Below are 22,213 nucleotides of genomic sequence, written 5' to 3' on the forward strand. Positions count from 1 at the left end.
AAGAATGCGTACTGCCGAGCCCATCCTGCTCACCCCCGGCCCATTGACCACATCGCAACGTACCCGTCAGGCGATGATGGTCGACTGGGGTTCATGGGATGACCGCTTCAACCAATTGACCGCCAGCCTATGCGAGAAATTGCTGGTGATCATCAACGCCGGCGACAGCCACCACTGCGTGCCCCTGCAAGGCAGCGGCACGTTCGCGGTCGAAGCGGCGATCGGCACGCTGGTGCCCCGGGACGGCAAAGTCCTGGTGCTGATCAACGGCGCCTACGGCAAACGCCTGGCGAAGATCTGCGAAGTGCTTGGCCGTTCGTTCAGCACCTTCGAAACCGCCGAAGACGAACCGATCACCACCGCCGACGTCGACCGCCTGCTGCAGGCCGACGCCAGCATCACCCACGTCGCCTTGATTCACTGCGAAACCAGCACCGGCATCCTCAACCCGCTGGCGGAAATCGCCCACGTCATCGAGCAGCACGGCAAACGCCTGATCATCGACGCCATGAGCTCGTTTGGCGCCCTGCCGATCGATGCGCAACAGGTGCCGTTCGACGCCCTGATCGCCGCCTCGGGCAAATGCCTGGAGGGCGTGCCGGGGATGGGTTTCGTCTTCGCTCGCAAAGAAGCGCTGGCGAACGCCGCCGGCAACTCGCACTCGCTGGCGATGGACTTGTTCGATCAGCACAGCTACATGGCCAAGACCGGTCAATGGCGTTTCACCCCGCCGACCCACGTGGTCGCGGCGCTGCACGAAGCCTTGCTGCAATACAACGAAGAAGGTGGTTTGCCGGCGCGGCATCAACGCTACACCAACAACTGCCAGGTGCTGCTCGATGACATGGCCAAACTGGGCCTGCGCAGCTTCCTGCCCGCCGCGATCCAGGCGCCGATCATCGTCACCTTCCACGCGCCGAAAGACCCGCGCTACCAGTTCAAGAAATTCTACGAACGGGTCAAGGCCAAGGGTTTCATCCTCTACCCCGGCAAACTGACCCAGGTCGAAACGTTCCGGGTCGGCTGCATCGGCCACGTCAACCAGGCCGAAATGCACGCAGCGGTGGCGGCCGTGGCCGAGGTGCTGCGCGAGATGGAAGTCATCGAAATCTAAACCACCACTGTTCCCTGTAGGAGCGAGGCTTGCCCGCGAATGCAGACGACACGGTGCGTCAGTTAAACCCTGTAATCGTTCTTCGCGGGCAAGCCTCGCTCCTACAGAGATCAGAGACATGAACTATGTAAACCCAACCAAACTGCAAGCCGCCATCCTCGACTGGGCCGGCACCGTGGTCGACTTCGGCTCCATCGCCCCGACGCAGATTTTCGTCGAAGCCTTCGCCGAGTTCGACGTCCAGGTTTCCATCGAAGAAGCCCGTGGGCCGATGGGCATGGGCAAGTGGGACCACATCCGCACCCTGTGCAATCAGCCACCAGTTGCCGAGCGTTATCGCCGGGTGTTCGGCCGCACGCCGACCGACGACGACGTCACCGCCATCTACCAACGTTTCATGCCGCTGCAGATCGAAAAAATCGCCGAACACTCGGCACTGATTCCGGGCGCCCTGGACACCATCACCAACCTGCGTCAGCAAGGGATCAAGATCGGCTCGTGCTCCGGCTACCCGAAACAAGTCATGGACAAAGTGGTAGAACTGGCCGCCACCAACGGCTACGTCGCCGATCACGTGGTCGCCACTGACGAAGTGCCCAACGGCCGCCCATGGCCCGCTCAGGCCCTGGCCAATGTGATTGCGCTGGGCATCGACGACGTCGCGGCCTGCGTGAAGATCGACGACACGGTGCCGGGCATTCTCGAAGGTCGCCGTGCCGGCATGTGGACCGTGGCGTTGATCTGCTCCGGTAACGCGCTGGGTCTGGACTACGAAGGTTATCGCGCGCTAAGCAGCGACCAACTGGCCAGCGAACGCAAGCGCATTCATGCCCTGTTCGAAGGCTCGCGACCGCACTACATGATCGACACCATCACCGACTTGCCCGAGGTGATCGCCGACATCAACAAGCGCCTGGCCAACGGCGAGATGCCGCAAGCCAACTGATCGCACCCCTCGCCTCATAATAAAAGCGCCAGTTCCTTGGATGGAACTGGCGCTTTTTTGTGGTCGATCACTTGATTTAGAGCATTGAGCGGCCCATTTGCCTCGGGCAAATCCTGCGAAACAGGATTACAGTTAGTGCACGCCGTCGAACAAGAACGGTGACTTCAGACCAGAATTGTGAGGAAACACCGTATGCCCTGGAAGAATTCCGAATCACGCTACAGCACCGTATCGATCGCGCTGCACTGGTTGATGCTGGTTCTGTTAATACTGGTCTACGCCTGTATCGAATTTCGCGGGATCTTTCCCAAAGGCAGTGGCGGCCGAACGCTGATCAAGGAAGCGCACTTCATGCTCGGCCTGACCGTGTTCGTGCTGGTCTGGTTGCGGCTGTTCGCCCGCAGCCTGGGGCCGGCACCGCAGATATTCCCCGCCTCCCCTCGCTGGCAAACCGTGGTTGCCAGGCTGATGCATTGGGCACTGTATATTTTCATGATCACCGTGCCGGTTCTGGGTTGGCTGACTACCAGCGCCGAAGGGCATCGGGTGATGTTCTATGGCGTCGACTTGCCATTGCTGATCGAAGAAAACAAACCGCTGGCCAAGCAGTTCCAAGGCTGGCATGAGCTCGGCGCCACCATCGGTTATTGGCTGATCGGGTTGCACGCGGTGGCCGGGATTTACCACCACTATGTGGTGCGCGATAACACCTTGCTGCGGATGATGCCCAAACGCGGTTAATCGCGACCGCTTTGCTCGAAACCCCGGCGGCCCTGCAAGCCGCCGGTGTGGATGAAGATCAGGCGCGTGCCTTGGGGAAATTTACCAGCTTCGACTTGTTGCTTGAGAGCCATGAGCGCTTTGCCGGTGTACAGCGGCTCGAAAAGAATGCCGCTGGCCTGTTCGGTCTGCTCGATGAATGCAAGCAGCTGCGGATCGACTTTGGCAAAACCGCCACGGCTGGCGTCCAGTAGTTCATACAAGGGATCGACCCAACCGGCTTCCCGCCCGATCATCTCGACCTGCTGCGCCACGCCATGATCATCGGGCACCGCCAGCGCGCCATACACCGGGTGTTCACCCGCCTCGGCCAGCACCAGACCGGCCAGGGTCGTGCCCGTTCCGCAGGCCAGCCACCAGCCGTCGTAATGGCTCCAGCCCAGACCACTCAGTTGCTCGCGGGCCTGCGTCACCAGCTGCATGCAGCCCTTCGCCCCACGCAAGCCACCACCACCTTCCGGCACCGGTTGCAGCTCGGGATACTGCGCCCGCCACGGCTGCCAGAAACCCGGCTCATGCCGCGCTCGATAACCGCCATAACCCAGCCAGTGCAACTGCATGCCGAACGCCTGCAAGTCCTTTACTGTCGGGGTGTCTTGCGGATGCCCGCGCAGCAAACCGACCGTGGTGAACCCGAAGCGCTTGCCTGCGGCGGCCAATGCGTGGAGATGGTTGGAGTGAGCACCGCCCAGGCTGATGATGCCTTGGGCGCCGTTCTGGTCGGCGGCTTTCAGGTGTTCGATGAGTTTGAACCACTTGTTGCCGCTGATCAGCGGGTCGATCTGGTCCAGACGCAGGATGGCAACGTCGATGCCGGCGGTGGTGAGCCAGTCGAGGTGAAGGGGTTCGAGAGGGGCTTGGGGGAGCCAGTCGGCAGGAGGAAAAAGCATTGATGCGTTACGTTCTGACGAAAAACAGGAGTCTATCAGCCAGCACGAACCCTGTAGCAGCTGCCGAAGGCTGCGTTCGGCTGCGAAGCAGTCGTCAATCCTGACACCTCGGTTTACCTGGAATACCGCGATGGCTGATTTTGCGACTGCTGCGCAGCCGAACGCAGGCTGCGCCAGCTGCTACAAGGGATAGCTGCGAACGTTAGAGTTCAGCCGCCAACCGCGAACCCTGGTTGATCGCACGCTTGGCATCCAGCTCCGCCGCCACGTCCGCGCCGCCGATCAAGTGCACGTTCTGCCCGGCCGCAACCAGACCGTCGTGCAACTCGCGCAATGGATCCTGCCCGGCGCAGATCACGATGTTGTCCACCGGCAGCACCTGCGGTTCGCCGCTTTCGCCGATGCGGATGTGCAGGCCTTCGTCGTCGATCTTCAGGTACTCGACGCTGTTGAGCATTTGCACCTTTTTGTTCTTCAGACCGGTGCGGTGAATCCAGCCGGTGGTCTTGCCCAGGCCATCACCGACCTTGGAGGTCTTGCGTTGCAGCAGGAATACTTCGCGGGCCGGCGCATGCGGCGCAGCCTTGATGCCCGCGACACCGCCACGTGCTTCAAGGTGCGTATCGATACCCCACTCCTTCCAGAACGCGTCGCGGTCCTGACTGGTGGCCACGCCTTCGTGCACGAGGAATTCCGACACGTCGAAACCGATACCGCCAGCGCCGATTACCGCGACGCGTTTGCCCACCGGTTTACGCTCGAGGATCACGTCCAGGTAGCTCAGCACCTTGGCGTGCTCGACACCCGGAATCGCCGGCACCCGCGGCGCGATGCCGGTAGCGAGGATGATTTCGTCGTAACCGCCCTCGACCAGCTGTGCCACGTCCACACGGGTGTTCAGGCACAGCTCGACGTTGCTGGTCTGCAACTTGCGGTTGAAGTAGCGCAGGGTTTCGAAGAACTCTTCCTTGCCCGGCACGCGCTTGGCGATGTTGAACTGGCCGCCGATTTCGCTGGCCGAATCGAACAGCGTCACCTGATGACCGCGCTCGGCGGCCACGGTGGCGGCGGACAGCCCCGCGGGACCGGCGCCAACCACGGCGATTTTCTTGATCTGCTGCACCGGCAGGTAATTGAGTTCGGTTTCATGGCAGGCCCGCGGGTTCACCAGGCAACTGGTCAACTTGCCGCCGAACGTGTGATCCAGGCAAGCCTGGTTGCAACCGATGCAGGTATTGATTTCATCGCCACGGCCGGCCGCCGCCTTGTTGACGAAGTCCGGGTCGGCGAGGAACGGCCGCGCCATCGACACCATGTCGGCATCGCCTTCGGCCAGGATCTGCTCGGCGACTTCCGGGGTGTTGATGCGGTTAGTGGTGATCAGCGGAATACTCACCGAACCACGCAGTTTCGCCGTGACCTTGCTGAACGCTGCACGGGGCACCTTGGTGGCTATGGTCGGAATCCGCGCTTCGTGCCAGCCGATGCCGGTGTTGATGATGGTTGCGCCCGCCTGCTCGATGGCCTTGGCTAACTGCACGATTTCTTCCCAGGTGCTACCGCCTTCCACCAGGTCGAGCATCGACAGGCGGAAGATAATGATGAAGTTCGGGCCGACCGCTTCGCGCACCCGACGGACGATTTCCACCGGCAGGCGCATGCGGTTTTCGTAGACACCTCCCCAGCGGTCAGTGCGATGGTTGGTGTGGGCCGCGAGGAACTGGTTAATGAAATAACCTTCGGAACCCATGATCTCGACGCCGTCGTACTCGGCTTTTTGCGCCAGGGTCGAGCAGGTAACGAAATCGCTGATCTGCTTCTCGATGCCTTCCTCGTCCAGCTCTTTAGGCTTGAACGGGTTGATCGGCGCCTGGATCGCGCTCGGCGCCACCTGTTTCGGGCTGTAGGCATAACGCCCGGCATGCAGGATCTGCATGCAGATCTTGCCGCCCGCCTCATGCACCGCGCGGGTGACGATCCGGTGTTTGAGCGCTTCTTCATCGGAGGTCAGCTTGGCCGCGCCCGAGTAAACCCCACCCTCATCGTTCGGGCCGATACCGCCAGTGACCATCAGGCCTACGCCGCCACGGGCGCGTTCGGCAAAGTACGCGGCCATGCGCTCGAAACCGCCGGGTTTTTCCTCGAGGCCCGTGTGCATCGAACCCATCAGGGTACGGTTGCGCAACGTGGTAAAACCCAGGTCCAGCGGGGCCAACAGGTGCGGGTAATGAGCGGCGGCCATCGGTAACTCCACAACGAGCGATCACGGAAAATTTGCAGGAGCTCTTCGGCCCCCGTCAGTCATGTTCGACAGACTAAGAGTCGCACCGCTGTCACTCAATGACCGTAACTGACAACTTATTGATCCAAATGCGCAGCGCCCCTTGGCAAGCGCTGGCATGGGCCCTACCCTAGTCGCGAACCCTGCACACGGCCGCTGACTGTTTTCCATGCGCAAACTTCTGTACCTGACCCTCTCCATGGCGTTGATCGCCGTTCTGACGACCTACGCGATGTGGGCCGCGGACCGTCCGGTGGGTCATTACCTGTCGGACCTGCGCATCAATCTCGCGGTCGATCAGGGCACACCCGCCGATCGTGGCAATCTGCTGGGCATCCAGCCCGAGCTGTTCCCCACCGACTATCAAAGCCCTGAACGCCTGCACCGCAAGCTCGCGGCCTATTTGCAGAAGGCCCAGGACCAGGGCCTGCTGAATGAAAAAACCATCGTCGTACTGCCTGAACATGTCGGCACCTGGCTGATGGTCAGCGGCGAGAAAGACGAGCTGTACCAGGCCACCACCCTCAAGGAAGCCATGAACTGGCTGGCGGTGAGCAACCCGCTGCAGTTCATCCGCGCCCTGATCAGCGCCGAAGGCAGCAACCGTCTCGACGACGCGCACTTGCGGATGAAAGCCAAACGCATGGCCAAGGATTACCAGGCGCTGTTCGGTGGCCTGGCGAAAGAATTCCACGTGACCCTGGTGGCCGGTTCCATCGTGCTGCCCGAGCCGAGCGTCAGCGACGGCACCCTGCACATCGGTCGCGGCGCGCTGTACAACAGCAGCGTGGTGTTCGGTCGCGACGGCCTGCCAATCGGCCAGCCCCAGCGACAAGTGCACCCGACGTTCGCTGGACGTGGCACGCTCCAAGGCAATTCCGATCATCCGGTCAACGTCGTCGACACCCCGGCCGGACGCCTCGGCGTGCTGATCGGCAGCGACAGCTGGTACCCCGACAACTACCGCAAACTTGACGCCCAAGGCGCGCAACTGGTGGCGGTCCCGGCGTTCGTCGTCGGGCGTGGGTCCTGGGATCAACCATGGCGCGGCTATAGAGGCCTGCCCGCGCCGGGCTCTGTCAGCCTCAAGGCCGGCGAACTCAGCGAAGGTCAGGCCTGGCAGCGGCTGACGCTGACCGCCCAACCACCGGCCAGCCAGAGCATCGCCGGCATGAGTGTGTTCCTGCGCGGTCAGTTCTGGGACAAGAGCAGCGCCGGTCAAAGCTTCCTCAGCAGCAACGGGCAGCATTTCGCCGACAGCGATGCCCGCGGCGCGCAATTGCTGAACCTCTGGTTGTAAGCGATGAAACCGCAGCCGATGCGCCTCGGGGATCTGTCGGTGGGCTTCGTCCATAGCCTGGCCGACGCGGTGCGCAGCCATGGCCTGGACCCACAACCGTTGCTGGAACAGTACGGCCTCGACGCCGCGCGACTGGCCGAAGCCGGCGCCCGCCTGTCGATCCCGCGCTACATGCGCCTGGGCCACGGCGCTATTCAACTGACCGACGACCCGGCGCTGGGTTTGCGCATGGGCCAGCTCAGTCGCCTGAGCCAGGCCGGCTTGGCCGGCGTCACCGCCGCCCAGGCTCCCACCGTGCGCGAAGCGGCGCGCTGCCTGATTCGTTTCGAAGCGCTGTACGGCTCCAACTATCGAGGCCAGTCGAGCTTTCACGAAGACGCCCAAGGCGCCTGGCTGCGGTTCTATTCGATCAGCCCCTACAACGCCTACAACCGCTTCGTGGTGGATTCGATCATCGCTGGCTGGTTGCAGCAATTGTCCAGCGTGAGCCCTGCCCCACTGCGCGCCGAACGAATCGAGATCGAATTTGACGCACCGGATTACCTTGAGGCCTATGCCGTACTCGGCGACTGTCCGATTCAGTTTGGCGCCGAACAGAATCAACTGCGCCTGGGCCTGGACAGCCTCGCCCAGCGCAACCCGGAGCACTGCCCGAGCACCTGGCGGCACCTGCTGCAACTGTGTGAACGGGAACTTGAGCAACTGACACGCACCCGCAGCCTGCGTGAACGCATCACTCAGTTGCTGGGCCCGTTGCTCAATGGTGGCCGGGAACCCGACCTGGAAGAAGTGGCGGCACGCCTGAAGCTGCCAACCTGGACCTTGCGCCGCAAACTCACCGAGGAAGGCACGCAATTTCGTGCAATTCTCAACGATACACGTCGTGACCTGGCCATGACCTACATCCGCGACACTGAACTGGCGTTCGGCGAAATCGCCTATCTTCTGGGGTTTGCCTCAGCCGAAGCCTTTCAGCGCGCTTTCAAACGCTGGAACGGCCAGACGCCCGGCGAGTTTCGCCGCAGTCAGCGTAATTACAGCTCGGTAGCGTCTTCGGCCGGTTCCAGCGGGTCCAGTTCAAAGGCCTGATACTCGAGCAGTTCTTCTTGATAATCGTCCATTATTAAACCCCCATCGCTTGTTGAAAAAATCGCTTGAATAAATGACCAACGCCTTGAGCATAAAGTGCCCGCATGAAAGAAAAATGACGCGGGTACGACACTACGTCGCTACTGAATAAAACGTAGCAGGTGGTCAGGAATTTATCACTGGATTTTTCGACACGGACTGTGGGAATACAGCCCGACTTGATGTGGATCAGTCTTGAAGGACGTTACGGGAGCGGTATCGTCTGACCCGCCCCCATAACAAGCAAGCCCATTACTGGCCGGAGACAGGTATCGCCGAAATCGGCTCGGTCGGTGGCGGCAGCGTGCTCGAGTCCGCTACTGGAGTGACCGTTTCCGTGGACGACGTCGGCTCGCTGCTCTTGGCCGGGGTAATCGGCGCTGTTTCAGCAGGCGGCACAACAGGCTCCGAAGTGGCAGGCGCGGCGGCAGGTGCGGGCTCGGCTGCCGGCGCTGGTGCAGGTGCAGGTTCTGCCGCCGGTGCCGGGGTTGGCGCCAACTGAGCGGGCGCAGCCTTGGCTTCAGGCATCCCCAGTTCGGTTTTCGGCTTCTCGATAATGTGCGCGGCCTTCTTCGCTTCCGGCGGCAGGAACAGTTCGACCAGGGTAAAGAAACGCTCGTAGAACTTGGCCGAGGACACGGTTTCACTGGCGACCTTGACCATCGAATCATCGGACGAGCCGATCGGCATCGATACCGAGCCCAATACGCCGACGCCGAGGCTGGCGGAGTTGTTGGTCTTTTTCAGCGCATATCGGTCCTGCAGGGCGTTGGCGAACATGGTCGCATGGTGCCCCTCGCTGCCGTCATCGGCACAAACCACACTGAAGCTGATCTCCATATGGGTTTCGCCGGTCTGCTGGAAGCTCTTGTGCCCACTGACCAGTTTCGGATCGCTGCTGGTGATGATGTAACCCTGGCTAAGCAAGGCCCGACGGGCGGCTTCGCAGGTTTGTGCATCGGTCACCGGGTAGCTGCGCGAAAACGTTCCCGAGTCGTCGAAGTTCTCATGCTCATAGATGGCGGCCTTCTTCGACGAACAACCGGCAGCGGCGGCCAGCACCAAGGCCAGCCCTACAACACGCATGGGAATTGATTTAAACATTGAACATCCTGAGGAAAACGGTTCGAGGCGTATTGTGCAACAGATCGATGCTTAGCGGAGCAACGATTGTCTAAAACGGCTACAGATTCATTGACCATCATCTCGGGAGAAAGTCCCGCCGGAGCAAAAATCAAAAGGTCACCGCCCGTGGCAGCGCCTAAAGATGACCGCGCCCCCTCCCTGAAAGCGCTAGCGCAGGCTGCGATCTTTTCGTTTCCCCCATAAAAAAACCCCAACCTTTCGGCTGGGGTCCTTTGTGTCGCGCAAAAACTCAGTCAGGCATCAGAAACGCTTGATCTCAGCCTCACGCTCCAGCAGCTTGCGGTAGGCCGCGAAGTCTTGCTGGCCAATGCGCGAGGCGAGGAAGCGACGGTATTGAGCCTTCTCTTCTTCGGTCGGCGCAGCGCCTTCATTCACGCCGTTCAGACGCACGACCACCAGGCTACCATCGGCCAGGGTCACGCTGCTGAAGGTCGGCTTGTCCTTGGAGACTGGCTTGGGCATGCGGAACAACGCTTGCAGCACGGTTGGGTCGACCCCTTCCTGAGCGCGAGTCGCGGTTGCAGTGACTTTCCAGTTCTGACCATCGATCGCCTTGTCCAGCGCGGTCTTGCCATCACGCAAGCTGGCGATCAGTTGATCGGCCTTGGTCTTGGCGGCGGCACTGGCGTGCTCCTTGGTCAATTGCACGCGGATGCTGGCAGCCACGCTTTCCAGCGGCAGTTGCTCAGGCTTGCGGTGCTCCTTGGCGCGCAGCACGATCACGGTTTCCGGATCCAGCTCGATGGCGGTGCTGTTGGCACCCTCATCCAGCACTTCAGGACTGAATGCAGCGGTCACCACGGCACGATTGGCCGCAACGCCTTCGCCACCTTCACGGCCGAATGGCGCGGACGTGTGAACGGTCAGCTTCAGGTCTTGTGCCGGCTGGGCCAGATCAGAGGACTCGAACGAGGAGTCTTCCAATTGCTTGGTCGCTTCGACGAAACGCTGCTCGACTTGCTGGGTTTTCAACTCGCGGGTCAGCTTGTCTTTCAGGCTGGCGAACGTTGGCACTTCAGGCGCTTCGACACCCAACAGCTTGATCAGGTGGAAACCGAAGTCAGTGCGAACCGGCTCCGAGACCTGATCCTTGGCCAACGAATACAGGGCTTTTTCAAACGCTGGATCGTAGACGCCAGGACCTGCAAAACCGAGGTCACCGCCGTTGTTCGCCGAACCAGGATCCTGAGAGAACTCCTTGGCCAGGGCCTCGAAACTCTCGCCTTTGGCCAGGCGCGCCTGAACTTCTTCGATCTTGGCCTTGGCTTGCGCCTCGGTCACCTTGTCGTTCACTTCGATCAGAATGTGCGCAGCCCGGCGTTGCTCGGACAGGTTCGCGGTTTCTTTCTGATACGCCGCTTGCAAGTCTTCGTCCTTGACGCTGACCTGATCGAAGAAAGATGCCTTCTTCAATTCGAGGTAATCGATGACCACCTGATCCGGCGTCATGAACTCCTTGGCGTGTTCGTCGTAGTAGGCCTTGACCTCATCGTCGGTCAGTTTCACTGCCGCCGGGTCTGCCTTGATGTTCACAGTGGCGAAATCGCGGGTCTGTTTTTCCAGACGGGCGAAGGCCAACACCTGTGCATCGGTGACGAAACCGCTACCGGCCAGGCCAGCGCGCAGCTGACCGATCAGCATTTCCTGAGCCAGCATCTGACGGAATTGCAGACGGCTGTAGCCCAGTTGACGGATCACCTGGTCGAAACGCTCGGGGCTGAACTTGCCGTCCACCTGGAATTCAGGCGTTTGCAGGATCACCTGATCCAAAGCGGCTTCGGAGAAAGCGAATTTCGATTTTTCTGCGCCTTGCAGCAGCAGTTTGCGATCGATCAGGCCTTTGAGGGCCGATTCGCGCAGCATTTTTTCGTCGAGCAAGGAAGCATCGAAATCCTTGCCCAGCTGTTGCATGAGCTGACGGCGTTGCATATCGACCGCCTGGCTCAGCTCGTTCTGGCTGATTTCTTCGCCGTTGACCTTGGCCGCGTCATTTTTATGCGTCGTGGCCTTGAAAATAGCGTCGAAACCGGTCAAAGCCATCAGTGCAACGATGACCCCGATAATGGTCTTGGCAATCCAGCCTTGTGAATTGTCCCTGATATTCTGCAGCATGCGTCCCCCAGAAACGGTTGAACTTCAAAATTAGGCAACCGTGGAGCGTGGGTAGAATCCGGATAGAAGAAAGGCGCATCCGAGGATGCGCCTTCTCGTAACTGGCGGAGCGGACGGGACTCGAACCCGCGACCCCCGGCGTGACAGGCCGGTATTCTAACCGACTGAACTACCGCTCCGCTGCCAAGTCAGGAATGACCCCGACCCGGATAGGCAAAAACCTGAATCGAACTTAGTTGACAGCTTCTTTCAGTGCTTTACCGGCTTTGAAACCTGGTTTTTTGGCTGCTGCGATTTCCAGCGTCTTACCGGTCTGTGGGTTACGACCGATGCGAGCTGGACGATCAGTCACGGAGAAAGTACCGAAACCAACCAGAACAACAGAATCACCAGCCTTGAGAGCGCCAGTGACGGATTCGATTACAGCGTCCAGCGCACGGCCAGCAGCAGCTTTCGGGATATCAGCGGATGCAGCGATAGCATCAATCAGTTCCGACTTGTTCACTCTAAGTCCCCTTATATCTATTTGAGTTTGATTCTAAGTTTTTTGGTGAAAGCAAAAAAAACGAGTGCTGAATGGCCTACAGACACTTAAGAGCCGCTTTATAACAAGGGCTCTAAAAAACTGTCAAGGAAGCCCCCCAGGCAAATGCGTACTAATGCGTGCTAATTCTTTCCTTAGAGTCAGACTCGCGTTTGTCATCCTTTGCAACGATCTCCGGAACCACATCCGGCAAGGGTTCCGGCGCGTATTGCAGCGCAATTTGCAGGACCTCGTCAATCCATTTAACGGGTTTAATCTGTAGATCTTGCTTGATGTTGTCAGGAATTTCCTTCAGATCGCGTACGTTCTCTTCAGGAATGATCACCGTCTTGATTCCGCCACGGTGAGCAGCCAGCAGTTTTTCCTTCAAGCCACCGATCGCCAGCACCTGCCCACGCAAGGTGATTTCGCCGGTCATGGCGACGTCCGCTCTTACAGGAATGCCAGTCAATGCCGACACCAGGGCCGTGCACATGCCTACACCGGCGCTAGGGCCGTCTTTCGGTGTTGCCCCTTCAGGCATGTGGATATGCGTGTCGCGCTTCTCGTGGAAGTCCAGGGGAATCCCCAGGCTCTTAGCACGGCTGCGAACAACGGTCAGGGCTGCGGTGATCGATTCGACCATCACGTCACCCAGAGAACCGGTCTTGATCAGCTGGCCTTTACCCGGCACGACTGCGGCTTCGATGGTCAGCAATTCGCCGCCCACCTGGGTCCACGCCAGGCCGGTGACCTGACCGATCTGATCCTGCTGTTCAGCCAGGCCGTAACGGAATTTACGCACGCCCAGGAAGTGTTCCAGCATCTCGGCTGTCACCTTCACCGAGAAGCGTTTTTCCAGCGCATGCTCTTTGACCGCCTTGCGGCAAACCTTGGCAATCTGGCGCTCCAGCCCACGCACACCGGCTTCGCGGGTGTAGTAGCGAATGATGTCGCGAATCGCTTCGGCGTCGAATTCCAGCTCGCCTTTCTTCAGGCCGTTGGCAGCAATCTGCTTGGGCGAAAGGTATTTGACGGCGATGTTGATCTTCTCGTCTTCGGTGTAACCCGGCAGACGAATCACTTCCATCCGGTCCAGCAGCGCCGGTGGAATATTCATCGAGTTGGAGGTGCACAGGAACATCACATCGGACAGGTCGTAGTCGACTTCCAGATAGTGATCGTTGAAGTTGTGGTTTTGCTCGGGGTCGAGCACTTCCAGCAACGCCGACGCTGGATCGCCACGCATGTCGCTGCCCATTTTGTCGATTTCATCGAGCAGGAACAGCGGGTTACGGACGCCCACCTTTGTCATCTTTTGAATCAATCTTCCTGGCATCGAACCGATATAAGTCCGGCGATGACCACGAATTTCCGCCTCATCGCGCACGCCACCGAGGGCCATGCGGACGAATTTGCGGTTGGTTGCATGCGCAATCGACTCCGCCAGAGAGGTTTTACCCACCCCTGGAGGACCGACCAGGCACAATACCGGGCCGCGAATCTTCTTCACGCGCTTCTGCACGGCGAGGTATTCGAGGATCCGCTCTTTGACTTCTTCCAGACCGTAGTGGTCGGCGTCGAGAATGTCTTCGGCACGGGCCAGGTCCAGGCGCACTTTGCTCTGGGCTTTCCATGGCACTTGAACCAGCCAGTCGATGTACGAACGCACCACGGTCGCTTCCGCGGACATTGGCGACATTTGCTTCAGCTTGTTCAGTTCGGCCTGAGCCTTGGCCAACGCATCTTTCGGCAGACCGGCGGCATCGATGCGCTTTTTCAGCTCTTCGATTTCGTTGTGGCCTTCGTCGCTGTCACCCAGCTCTTTCTGAATGGCCTTCATCTGCTCATTCAGGTAGTACTCGCGCTGGCTGCGCTCCATTTGCTTCTTAACGCGGCCGCGAATGCGTTTTTCGACTTGCAGCAGATCGATCTCGGCATCCAGCAACGCCAGAACGTGCTCGACCCGGGCCGACAAATCGATGATTTCGAGGATTTCCTGCTTCTGCTCGATCTTCAGGGCCATGTGCGCGGCCATGGTGTCGACCAGGCGGCCCGGCTCGTCGATGCTGTTGAGCGACGACAGGACTTCAGCGGGGACTTTCTTACCCAGCTGCACATATTGTTCGAACTGAGCCAGCAGGCTGCGGACAAACACTTCCGATTCGCGCTCTGGCGCTTCGGTTTCGTCGATCAACGAGACTTCGGCACGGCAGTGGCCGTCGACTTCGCTGAAGCGCTCCACGGCGCCCCGCTGCTCGCCTTCGACAAGAACCTTGACGGTGCCGTCAGGCAGTTTGAGCAGCTGCAGAACGGTAGCAATGGTGCCTACGCGATAAAGTGCTTCTTCACCGGGATCGTCGTCAGCAGGATTCCGCTGAGCCAGCAGAAGGATCTGCTTGTCGCCCGTCATCGCTGCCTCGAGAGCTTCGATGGATTTCTCGCGCCCCACGAACAGCGGGATAACCATGTGCGGATAAACCACGACATCACGCAATGGCAGGAGAGGCAATTCGATGGTCGTCTTCATGATTTCGCCTCTACGGCGGCCATAAGGCCGTAAACAGATGGAAGTAAGCTTGAAACCAAGATGGGGGCTGTTTTCAAAAAAAACAAGCGGATAAAAGAATCACTTAAAAAATCAGAGCTTACGGTAGCGCCTGCATTTATCCCGGCGCATCCAGAAATTCAGGTTAGCTGCCCCGTCTCCCACAATAGCAAAGGGGCCCGAAGGCCCCTTCTTTATTCCAGCAGTGTGACGCTTAAGCGTCTGGCGCCGCCTTGGCAGTCGGCTCACTGTTCTCATAGAGATACAGAGGCTTGGACTTGCCTTCTATAACGCTTTCGTCGATCACTACTTTACTCACCTCGGACTGCGAGGGGATTTCATACATAGTGTCGAGCAATACACCTTCGAGAATCGAGCGCAGGCCACGGGCACCGGTTTTGCGTTCCAGGGCACGTTTGGCGACCGATTTCAGCGCGTCGGCCCGGAATTCCAGGTCCACGCCTTCCATCTCGAACAGCTTGGCATACTGCTTGGTCAGGGCATTCTTCGGCTCGGTGAGAATCTGCATCAGCGCAGCCTCATCAAGCTCGTCCAGCGTGGCAAGTACCGGCAGACGCCCGACGAATTCCGGGATCAGACCGAACTTGACCAGATCGTCAGGCTCGACTTCACGCAGGGATTCACCGACTTTCTTGCCTTCTTCCTTGCTGCGCACTTCTGCGTTGAAGCCGATGCCGCCACGGGTGGAACGGTTTTGAATAACCTTTTCCAGACCGGAGAACGCACCACCGCAGATGAACAGGATGTTACGGGTGTCGACCTGAAGGAATTCCTGCTGCGGATGCTTGCGACCACCTTGAGGTGGAACGGAAGCGACCGTGCCTTCGATCAACTTGAGCAGGGCCTGCTGCACGCCTTCACCGGAAACGTCCCGGGTAATCGACGGGTTGTCAGACTTGCGCGAGATCTTGTCGATCTCATCGATGTAGACAATGCCCATCTGGGCCTTTTCTACGTCGTAATCGCACTTCTGCAGCAGCTTCTGAATGATGTTCTCGACATCTTCGCCCACATAACCCGCCTCGGTGAGGGTGGTTGCGTCGGCGATGGTGAACGGAACGTTCAGCAAGCGGGCCAGAGTTTCGGCAAGCAGGGTTTTACCCGAGCCTGTCGGGCCGATCAGCAAGATGTTGCTTTTGCCGAGTTCGACGTCGTCATTCTTTTTGTCGCGCTGGTTCAGACGCTTGTAGTGGTTATACACCGCTACGGCCAGAACCTTTTTCGCACGTTCCTGACCAATCACGTACTGATCAAGGATGCCGCTGATTTCTTTAGGCGAAGGCAATTTATGCGCGCTGCTTTCGGCCTGGGCTTCCTGCACCTCCTCACGGATGATGTCATTGCACAGGTCGACGCACTCGTCGCAGATAAAGACCGAGGGGCCGGCAATCAATTTGCGCACTTCATGCTGGCTTTTGCCACAGAAGGAGCAATAGAGCAGTTTGCCGTTGTCCTCGCCGTTGCGGGTGTCAGTCATTCGATCGATCCAAATCCGATAGGCTTGCAACACAAGATGAAGGCAATTGCAGGCTTTTTCAAGCCCGCAGGCGGTCAGTTACCCCGACCACCTACATTTGGGCTGCTTAGGCGGGCATTTTACGCTTGTCGATCACAGAGTCGATCAGGCCATATTCAGCCGCACGCTCAGCGCTCATGAAGTTGTCGCGCTCGGTATCGCGCTCGATGGTTTCGAGGCTCTGACCGGTGTGATGAGCCAACAGCTGGTTCAAACGCGAACGAATGTGGAGGATTTCCTTGGCATGGATGTCGATGTCCGACGCCTGACCCTGGAAGCCGCCCAACGGCTGGTGAATCATCATGCGCGAGTTCGGCAGGCAGAAACGCTTGCCGGCAGCACCACCGGCAAGCAGGAAGGCACCCATGCTGCAGGCCTGACCGATGCAGGTGGTGGAAACGTCTGGCTTGATGAACTGCATGGTGTCGTAGATCGACATGCCCGCAGTCACCGAACCGCCTGGTGAGTTGATGTAAAGATGGATGTCCTTGTCCGGGTTTTCCGCTTCAAGGAACAGCAGTTGCGCCGCAACCAGGTTGGCCATGTAGTCTTCTACCGGACCTACCAGGAAGATCACTCGCTCCTTCAACAGGCGCGAGTAGATGTCATAGGCACGTTCGCCACGGGCAGACTGCTCGATAACCATCGGGACCAGACCGCCTGCGGCCTGGATGTCAGAGCTCTGATAATAAGAATTGCGGGACATGTCTCGCAGTCACTCCCAAATAGTTATGTCTTGAATACGCATAAGCCAGCACGAAGGCTGGCTTATGGTGTGTACTTCTTACCGCAAAACCAATCAGTCGGCTTGTGGAGCTTCTACCGGCTTGACCGCTTCTTCGTAAGAGACCGATTTGTCGGTCACGCTAGCTTTCTGCAGAACAGTATCCACAACTTGCTCTTCCAGCACAACCGAACGGACTTCGTTCAGTTGCTGGTCGTTCTTGTAGTACCAGGACACAACCTGCTCAGGCTCTTGGTAGGCCGAAGCCATTTCCTGAATCGTCTCGCGAACGCGGGCTTCGTCAGGCTTGAGGTCGAATTGCTTGACCACTTCAGCCACGATCAGACCCAGCACGACGCGGCGCTTGGCTTGCTCTTCGAACAGCTCGGCCGGCAGTTGGTCAGGCTTGATGTTGCCACCGAACTGCTGAACAGCCTGCACGCGCAGACGGTCGACTTCGTTGGACAGCAGAGCCTTAGGCACTTCGATCGGGTTGGTGGCCAGCAGACCATCCATCACCTGATTCTTGACCTTGGATTTGATCGCCTGACGCAGTTCGCGCTCCATGTTCTTGCGAACTTCGGTGCGGAAGCCTTCCAGACCGGTTTCCTTGATGCCGAATTGAGCGAAGAACTCTTCGGTCAGCTCTGGCAGTTTAGGCTCGGAAACGGTGTTCACGGTCACGCTGAACTCAGCAGTTTTGCCTGCCAGGTCGAGGTTCTGGTAGTCCTCTGGGAAGGTCAGGTTCAGAACGCGCTCTTCGCCGGCTTTAGCGCCAACCAGACCGTCTTCGAAACCAGGGATCATGCGGCCGGAACCCAGCACCAGCTGAGTACCTTTGGCAGAACCGCCTGCGAACACTTCACCGTCGACCTTGCCGACGAAATCGATGTTCAGCTGGTCTTCGTTCTGGGCAGCGCGTTCGGCCACTTCAAAACGGGTGTTCTGCTTGCGCAGGACTTCCAGCATCTTGTCCAGATCGGCGTCAGCCACTTCGGCGCTCAGGCGCTCGACGGTGATGCCTTCGAAACCGGCAACGGTGAACTCAGGGAACACTTCGAATACGGCTACGTATTCCAGGTCCTTGCCCGCTTCCAGGGTTTTAGGTTCGATCGAAGGCGAACCAGCCGGATTCAGCTTCTGCTCGACGACAGCTTCGTAGAAGGAAGACTGGATCACGTCGCCCACGGCTTCTTGACGTGCATCAGCCCCGAAACGCTGACGGATCACGCTCATTGGCACTTTGCCTGGACGGAAGCCAGCGATCTTGGCCTTTTGGGCAGTCTGCTGCAGACGCTTGTTGACCTGAGTCTCGATGCGCTCAGCCGGCACGGTGATGCTCATGCGGCGCTCAAGAGCAGAAGTATTTTCAACAGAAACTTGCATGGATATTCCTCGTTGCACAGACGTTAGCCGGCCGTTTCCGACCCCAGAATCAAGGGCATGCATTCTAGTGGGTCAAACTCAAGAAGTCACCCTACTGAAAACGGGTAAAAAAACAGCAGGCAATTTATAGGCGGGGACAAACGGTTGTGCCTCGCCCTGTTAGCAAATACAGCCAATCAAGCCAGGGCTCTGCACCCACCTTCCTATATATAGAAGGAATCGGCAATCCGTCCCTGACAGCCAACCCCGCGAGGGGATCGGCGGGCAAATCAGGCATCATCGAGAAACATAAATACGACGAAGCGACCTGCCCCTGCGGCCCACAACCTGCAGCCACCAACACTCAAACCACTGAAACAAAAAAGGCGCCAGACTGTTAAATCTGGCGCCTTTCGGAATATGGGGTGGACGATGGGGATCGAACCCACGACAACGGGAGTCACAATCCCGTGCTCTACCAACTGAGCTACGCCCACCATATTGCGTGACAAAGAAGCCAAACAACTTCTTTGTTGAACCTCAATCATGCCAATCGGCATGAGTGAAGCTTTATTTGGTGCGGATGAAGAGACTCGAACTCTTACGCCTCGCGGCGCTGGAACCTAAATCCAGTGTGTCTACCAATTCCACCACATCCGCGGGTTGAAGCTGTTAAAGCAAAGGCGCCAGACTATTAATCTGGCGCCTTTCGAAATATGGGGTGGACGATGGGGATCGAACCCACGACAACGGGAGTCACAATCCCGTGCTCTACCAACTGAGCTACGCCCACCATATCGCGCTACTTGTGCCAATGCTGCCTAATGGCGCACCCGGCAGGACTCGAACCTGCGACCATCCGCTTAGAAGGCGGATGCTCTATCCAGCTGAGCTACGGGCGCCTTGTTAATCTGTACCCTTGAAGGACTACAAACTAAGTGCTTTTCAGTCTTGCGGAACCGTAACTCCGCTCGACCTTCTTAACCAGTGCTAGGCTGTGCCCGACAAGTGCGACGAATAGTATAGAGCCCCCTGAAGGTCGTCAAATCCTTTTTGAAAAAAATTCATTTAATTAAAGGAGTTAGGGGAATTTGCAGACCAAGCGCCTTTGCCCTCACCTCGTGACATGCGAGAATGCGCTCTCTTTTTTTCCCCTCTCGATGGTTAATCACGCGCAATGACTGCACAACTAATCGACGGCAAATCGATCGCCGCCAGCCTGCGCCAGCAGATCGCCAAACGAGTTGCCGAGCGTCGCCAGCAAGGCCTGCGCACACCCGGCCTCGCGGTGATCCTGGTCGGCAGCGATCCTGCCTCTCAGGTTTATGTCTCGCACAAGCGTAAAGACTGTGAAGAGGTCGGCTTCCTATCCCAAGCCTATGACCTGCCTGCCGACACCACTCAAGCAGCGCTGACCGATCTGATCGATCGCCTGAACGACGACCCGGCAATCGACGGCGTTCTGCTTCAGCTGCCTCTACCTGAACACCTGGACGCCTCCAAATTGCTGGAGCGCATTCGTCCCGACAAGGACGTCGACGGTTTCCACCCTTATAACGTCGGTCGCCTGGCCCAGCGCATTCCGCTGCTGCGCCCGTGCACGCCCAAAGGCATCATGACGCTGCTGGAAAGCACCGGCGTCAATCTTTACGGGATGGACGCGGTCATTGTCGGGGCTTCCAACATTGTTGGTCGTCCGATGGCGATGGAACTGCTGCTGGCCGGTTGCACCGTGACTGTCACCCACCGCTTCACCAAGGATCTGGCCGGCCACGTCGGTCGCGCCGACCTGGTAGTGGTTGCCGCCGGCAAGCCGGGCCTGGTCAAAGGTGAGTGGATCAAGGAAGGCGCGATCGTGATCGACGTCGGCATCAACCGTCAGGCAGACGGCAAACTGGTCGGCGACGTGACTTACGAATCCGCCCTGGCCCGTGCCGGCTGGATCACTCCGGTACCGGGTGGCGTCGGCCCGATGACCCGCGCCTGCCTGCTGGAAAACACGTTGTACGCCGCCGAAACACTGCACAGCTGAGTTAACTCTCACCCTGCTGCACCCAAAAGAACCCCGCCCATCGCGGGGTTCTTTTTGCCTGTAGCAAACAGCTCGATCACAGAGGTCGGACAACTGCAAAGCCAAATAGTAAAGAAAGAGTTACAGCATTAAATATTCTTCACTTTTACCCCCCGTCTTGCAGGCGCCTATGGCTTTCCTGGCACATACTCCTAAAATGCGTCGTTTTTAAGAAACAGCCCGTTACAGAACGGCATATCCACCCTTTATGAGTCTGCCAGCGTGAAAATCCGTCTTTCCATCCTGAGCCTAGTTTTTGCAGTTACAGGGACTTTCATCACGCCAACGGTCAACGCCGGTGAAACCACCGCGGCACCACGAGACACTGCACAACTGAAGATCGCTTCCGGCAGCGCTTTGCTGATGGATCTGCAAACCAACAAAGTCATCTATGCCAGCAATCCTGACGTCGTCGTACCCATCGCCTCCGTCAGCAAACTGATGACCGGCCTGGTGGTCGTAGAAGCGCGGCAGAACATGGACGAATATATTCCCGTCAACATCAGCGACACCCCGGAAATGAAAGGCGTGTTCTCCCGAGTCAAACTCCAAAGCGAATTGACGCGCCGCGAGATGCTGCTGATCGCCCTGATGTCATCGGAAAACCGTGCCGCCGCAACCTTGGCGCATCACTATCCGGGCGGTTACGTCGCGTTCATTGCCGCCATGAACGCCAAAGCCAAGGCGCTGGGCATGACCAGTACCCACTTCGTCGAACCGACGGGTCTCTCCCCGCGCAACGTGTCCACCGCCCGCGACCTGAGCAAACTGCTGATCGCCGCGCACAAGTACCCACTCTTGACCGAGCTGAGCACGACCAAGGAAAAAACCGTTACATTCCGTAAACCCAACTACAGCCTGGGTTTCCACAATACCGACCACTTGATCAACAAGCCGAACTGGGACATCAAGCTGACGAAAACCGGGTTTACCAACCAGGCCGGTCACTGCCTGGTGCTGGTGACCAGCATGGGCAACCGTCCGGTTGCGCTGGTGATTCTCGATGCCTTCGGCAAGTACACGCACTTTGCCGATGCAACCCGTATTCGCAGCTGGGTTGAAACCGGCAAGAGCACCAACGTGCCGTCCGTCGCCCTGCAATACAAGTCAGACAAGAACCTCAAGCATCGCCAGAGCGGTGTGATTGAAGCCTCAAAATAAGGTCGAAACATCCGTAAATAAAAAGCCCCGAATATTCGGGGCTTTTTTTGTCCGGCGGTCAATCATTGGGCAACGGCATCTGATCGTCATCCGGAATGCCGTCCCCGGCACTCGGGTCTCGCCAGCCCTGCGGATGCTTCGTCGGCACCACCATCGGCCTGGCCAAGGGATCCCTTAACGGGCTGTCTGGGTCCATCACCGGATCCACGTCCGGCTCAAGGGTTGTTGGAACACTGTCGGGAGAGTCCGGATGTTTGTCATCGAAGCTCGAATCGGTAGACATATGCACCTCTCACTAAGACTTGGGTCTCAGATTACCGAGTGGGTCGTAAGGCTTGGCCGGCTTCTTCTTGCCCTCCTCACCCGGCTTTATGTCCCTGGGCGCCCTGGCAGGTCCGATGGGGTCGACCTGAGGATCAGCAACGTCTGGAGAATCGGGGTCAAACCCCAACTCATTATCGGACGAATGCTCGGACGAGTGCGGGCCGTCGGGGGTATTGGGATGAGCCATGGGCGCCTCCTGGTCACGACCCGGCGAGAATCCGGGCCCTTTATATAAGAGACCAAAAACGCTGAGTCGTGCCTTG

At 58.5% G+C, this 22,213-nt stretch carries 18 protein-coding genes and 5 tRNA genes; 7 read left to right on the top strand and 16 right to left on the bottom strand.

The window, feature by feature from the left end:
- The first annotated feature begins 4 nt into the window (after nucleotides 1–4).
- The 3 genes from LOY28_RS19500 to LOY28_RS19510 all read left to right on the top strand — a co-directional run bounded on the left by LOY28_RS19500 (nucleotide 5) and on the right by LOY28_RS19510 (nucleotide 2,801).
- Complete coding sequence (locus LOY28_RS19500) at nucleotides 5–1,114, top strand: 2-aminoethylphosphonate--pyruvate transaminase (RefSeq protein WP_258612390.1); 1,110 nt, start codon at nucleotides 5–7, stop codon at nucleotides 1,112–1,114.
- Between the two features lie 118 nt (nucleotides 1,115–1,232).
- Nucleotides 1,233–2,060: a phosphonoacetaldehyde hydrolase gene (phnX, locus tag LOY28_RS19505; protein ID WP_018925432.1), complete on the top strand. Its 828-nt coding sequence runs from the start codon at nucleotides 1,233–1,235 to the stop codon at nucleotides 2,058–2,060.
- Between the two features lie 192 nt (nucleotides 2,061–2,252).
- Nucleotides 2,253–2,801 carry a cytochrome b gene (locus tag LOY28_RS19510; RefSeq protein WP_018925431.1) on the top strand — a complete coding sequence of 183 codons (549 nt, stop codon included), beginning with the start codon at nucleotides 2,253–2,255 and terminating at the stop codon, nucleotides 2,799–2,801.
- Here LOY28_RS19510 and LOY28_RS19515 read toward each other — a convergent pair.
- Entirely contained in the window at nucleotides 2,798–3,730 is a 933-nt protein-coding gene (locus LOY28_RS19515; RefSeq protein WP_018925430.1) for a 1-aminocyclopropane-1-carboxylate deaminase/D-cysteine desulfhydrase, read from the bottom strand. The genes LOY28_RS19510 and LOY28_RS19515 overlap by 4 nt on opposite strands.
- 202 nt (nucleotides 3,731–3,932) lie before the next feature.
- On the bottom strand, nucleotides 3,933–5,972 hold the full coding sequence (locus LOY28_RS19520) for an FAD-dependent oxidoreductase (RefSeq protein ID WP_086945068.1): 2,040 nt from the start codon (nucleotides 5,970–5,972) through the stop codon (nucleotides 3,933–3,935).
- A gap of 208 nt (nucleotides 5,973–6,180) precedes the next feature.
- Between LOY28_RS19520 and LOY28_RS19525 the strand changes: the two genes are divergently transcribed.
- Both LOY28_RS19525 and LOY28_RS19530 read left to right on the top strand, forming a co-directional pair.
- Complete coding sequence (locus tag LOY28_RS19525) at nucleotides 6,181–7,311, top strand: carbon-nitrogen hydrolase family protein (RefSeq protein WP_018925428.1); 1,131 nt, start codon at nucleotides 6,181–6,183, stop codon at nucleotides 7,309–7,311.
- Between the two features lie 3 nt (nucleotides 7,312–7,314).
- Nucleotides 7,315–8,400: an AraC family transcriptional regulator gene (locus LOY28_RS19530; RefSeq protein ID WP_018925427.1), complete on the top strand. Its 1,086-nt coding sequence runs from the start codon at nucleotides 7,315–7,317 to the stop codon at nucleotides 8,398–8,400.
- A gap of 291 nt (nucleotides 8,401–8,691) precedes the next feature.
- Here LOY28_RS19530 and LOY28_RS19535 read toward each other — a convergent pair whose 3' ends face one another.
- The 12 genes from LOY28_RS19535 to LOY28_RS19590 form a co-directional block, all read right to left on the bottom strand.
- On the bottom strand, nucleotides 8,692–9,543 hold the full coding sequence (locus LOY28_RS19535; protein WP_258612391.1) for a DUF2242 domain-containing protein: 852 nt from the start codon (nucleotides 9,541–9,543) through the stop codon (nucleotides 8,692–8,694).
- A gap of 282 nt (nucleotides 9,544–9,825) precedes the next feature.
- Complete coding sequence (locus LOY28_RS19540) at nucleotides 9,826–11,697, bottom strand: SurA N-terminal domain-containing protein (RefSeq protein WP_019580009.1); 1,872 nt, start codon at nucleotides 11,695–11,697, stop codon at nucleotides 9,826–9,828.
- A 102-nt stretch (nucleotides 11,698–11,799) separates the two neighbouring features.
- Nucleotides 11,800–11,876 (bottom strand) — tRNA-Asp (locus LOY28_RS19545).
- A gap of 53 nt (nucleotides 11,877–11,929) precedes the next feature.
- Nucleotides 11,930–12,202 (bottom strand): HU family DNA-binding protein, encoded by a 273-nt coding sequence (locus LOY28_RS19550; RefSeq protein WP_002552737.1) that lies wholly within the window; start codon nucleotides 12,200–12,202, stop codon nucleotides 11,930–11,932.
- Nucleotides 12,203–12,353: 151 nt separating this feature from the next.
- A complete protein-coding gene (gene lon, locus LOY28_RS19555; RefSeq protein ID WP_007940400.1) occupies nucleotides 12,354–14,750 on the bottom strand; it encodes an endopeptidase La in 2,397 nt (798 codons plus the stop codon).
- 232 nt (nucleotides 14,751–14,982) lie between these two features.
- Nucleotides 14,983–16,266: an ATP-dependent Clp protease ATP-binding subunit ClpX gene (gene clpX, locus LOY28_RS19560; RefSeq protein ID WP_018925424.1), complete on the bottom strand. Its 1,284-nt coding sequence runs from the start codon at nucleotides 16,264–16,266 to the stop codon at nucleotides 14,983–14,985.
- A gap of 106 nt (nucleotides 16,267–16,372) precedes the next feature.
- Nucleotides 16,373–17,011 carry an ATP-dependent Clp endopeptidase proteolytic subunit ClpP gene (clpP, locus tag LOY28_RS19565; RefSeq protein ID WP_018925423.1) on the bottom strand — a complete coding sequence of 213 codons (639 nt, stop codon included), beginning with the start codon at nucleotides 17,009–17,011 and terminating at the stop codon, nucleotides 16,373–16,375.
- Nucleotides 17,012–17,104: 93 nt separating this feature from the next.
- Nucleotides 17,105–18,415, bottom strand: a complete 1,311-nt coding sequence (tig, locus tag LOY28_RS19570; RefSeq protein ID WP_258612392.1) for a trigger factor — start codon at nucleotides 18,413–18,415, stop codon at nucleotides 17,105–17,107.
- Nucleotides 18,416–18,815: 400 nt separating this feature from the next.
- A tRNA-His gene (locus LOY28_RS19575) sits at nucleotides 18,816–18,891 on the bottom strand.
- Nucleotides 18,892–18,969: 78 nt separating this feature from the next.
- Nucleotides 18,970–19,054: transfer RNA gene (locus LOY28_RS19580), tRNA-Leu, on the bottom strand.
- Nucleotides 19,055–19,111: 57 nt separating this feature from the next.
- A tRNA-His gene (locus LOY28_RS19585) sits at nucleotides 19,112–19,187 on the bottom strand.
- 32 nt (nucleotides 19,188–19,219) lie between these two features.
- Nucleotides 19,220–19,296 (bottom strand) — tRNA-Arg (locus LOY28_RS19590).
- A 275-nt stretch (nucleotides 19,297–19,571) separates the two neighbouring features.
- On the opposite strand from LOY28_RS19590, the gene folD reads away from it, so the two are divergent.
- Entirely contained in the window at nucleotides 19,572–20,426 is an 855-nt protein-coding gene (gene folD / locus LOY28_RS19595) for a bifunctional methylenetetrahydrofolate dehydrogenase/methenyltetrahydrofolate cyclohydrolase FolD (RefSeq protein WP_018925421.1), read from the top strand.
- 261 nt (nucleotides 20,427–20,687) lie between these two features.
- On the top strand, nucleotides 20,688–21,626 hold the full coding sequence (pbpG, locus tag LOY28_RS19600) for a D-alanyl-D-alanine endopeptidase (RefSeq protein WP_018925420.1): 939 nt from the start codon (nucleotides 20,688–20,690) through the stop codon (nucleotides 21,624–21,626).
- Between the two features lie 58 nt (nucleotides 21,627–21,684).
- On the opposite strand, the gene LOY28_RS19605 is transcribed toward pbpG, so the two are convergent.
- Together LOY28_RS19605 and LOY28_RS19610 are read right to left on the bottom strand one after the other, a co-directional pair.
- Nucleotides 21,685–21,909 (bottom strand): hypothetical protein, encoded by a 225-nt coding sequence (locus tag LOY28_RS19605; protein WP_019580005.1) that lies wholly within the window; start codon nucleotides 21,907–21,909, stop codon nucleotides 21,685–21,687.
- A 12-nt stretch (nucleotides 21,910–21,921) separates the two neighbouring features.
- The gene (locus LOY28_RS19610) at nucleotides 21,922–22,137 is read right to left on the bottom strand and encodes a DUF6021 family protein (RefSeq protein ID WP_019580004.1); all 216 of its coding nucleotides are present in this window, start codon (nucleotides 22,135–22,137) and stop codon (nucleotides 21,922–21,924) included.
- Nucleotides 22,138–22,213: the final 76 nt, after the last annotated feature.

It is taken from the genome of Pseudomonas sp. B21-017 (assembly GCF_024749245.1).
GTDB lineage: Bacteria > Pseudomonadota > Gammaproteobacteria > Pseudomonadales > Pseudomonadaceae > Aquipseudomonas.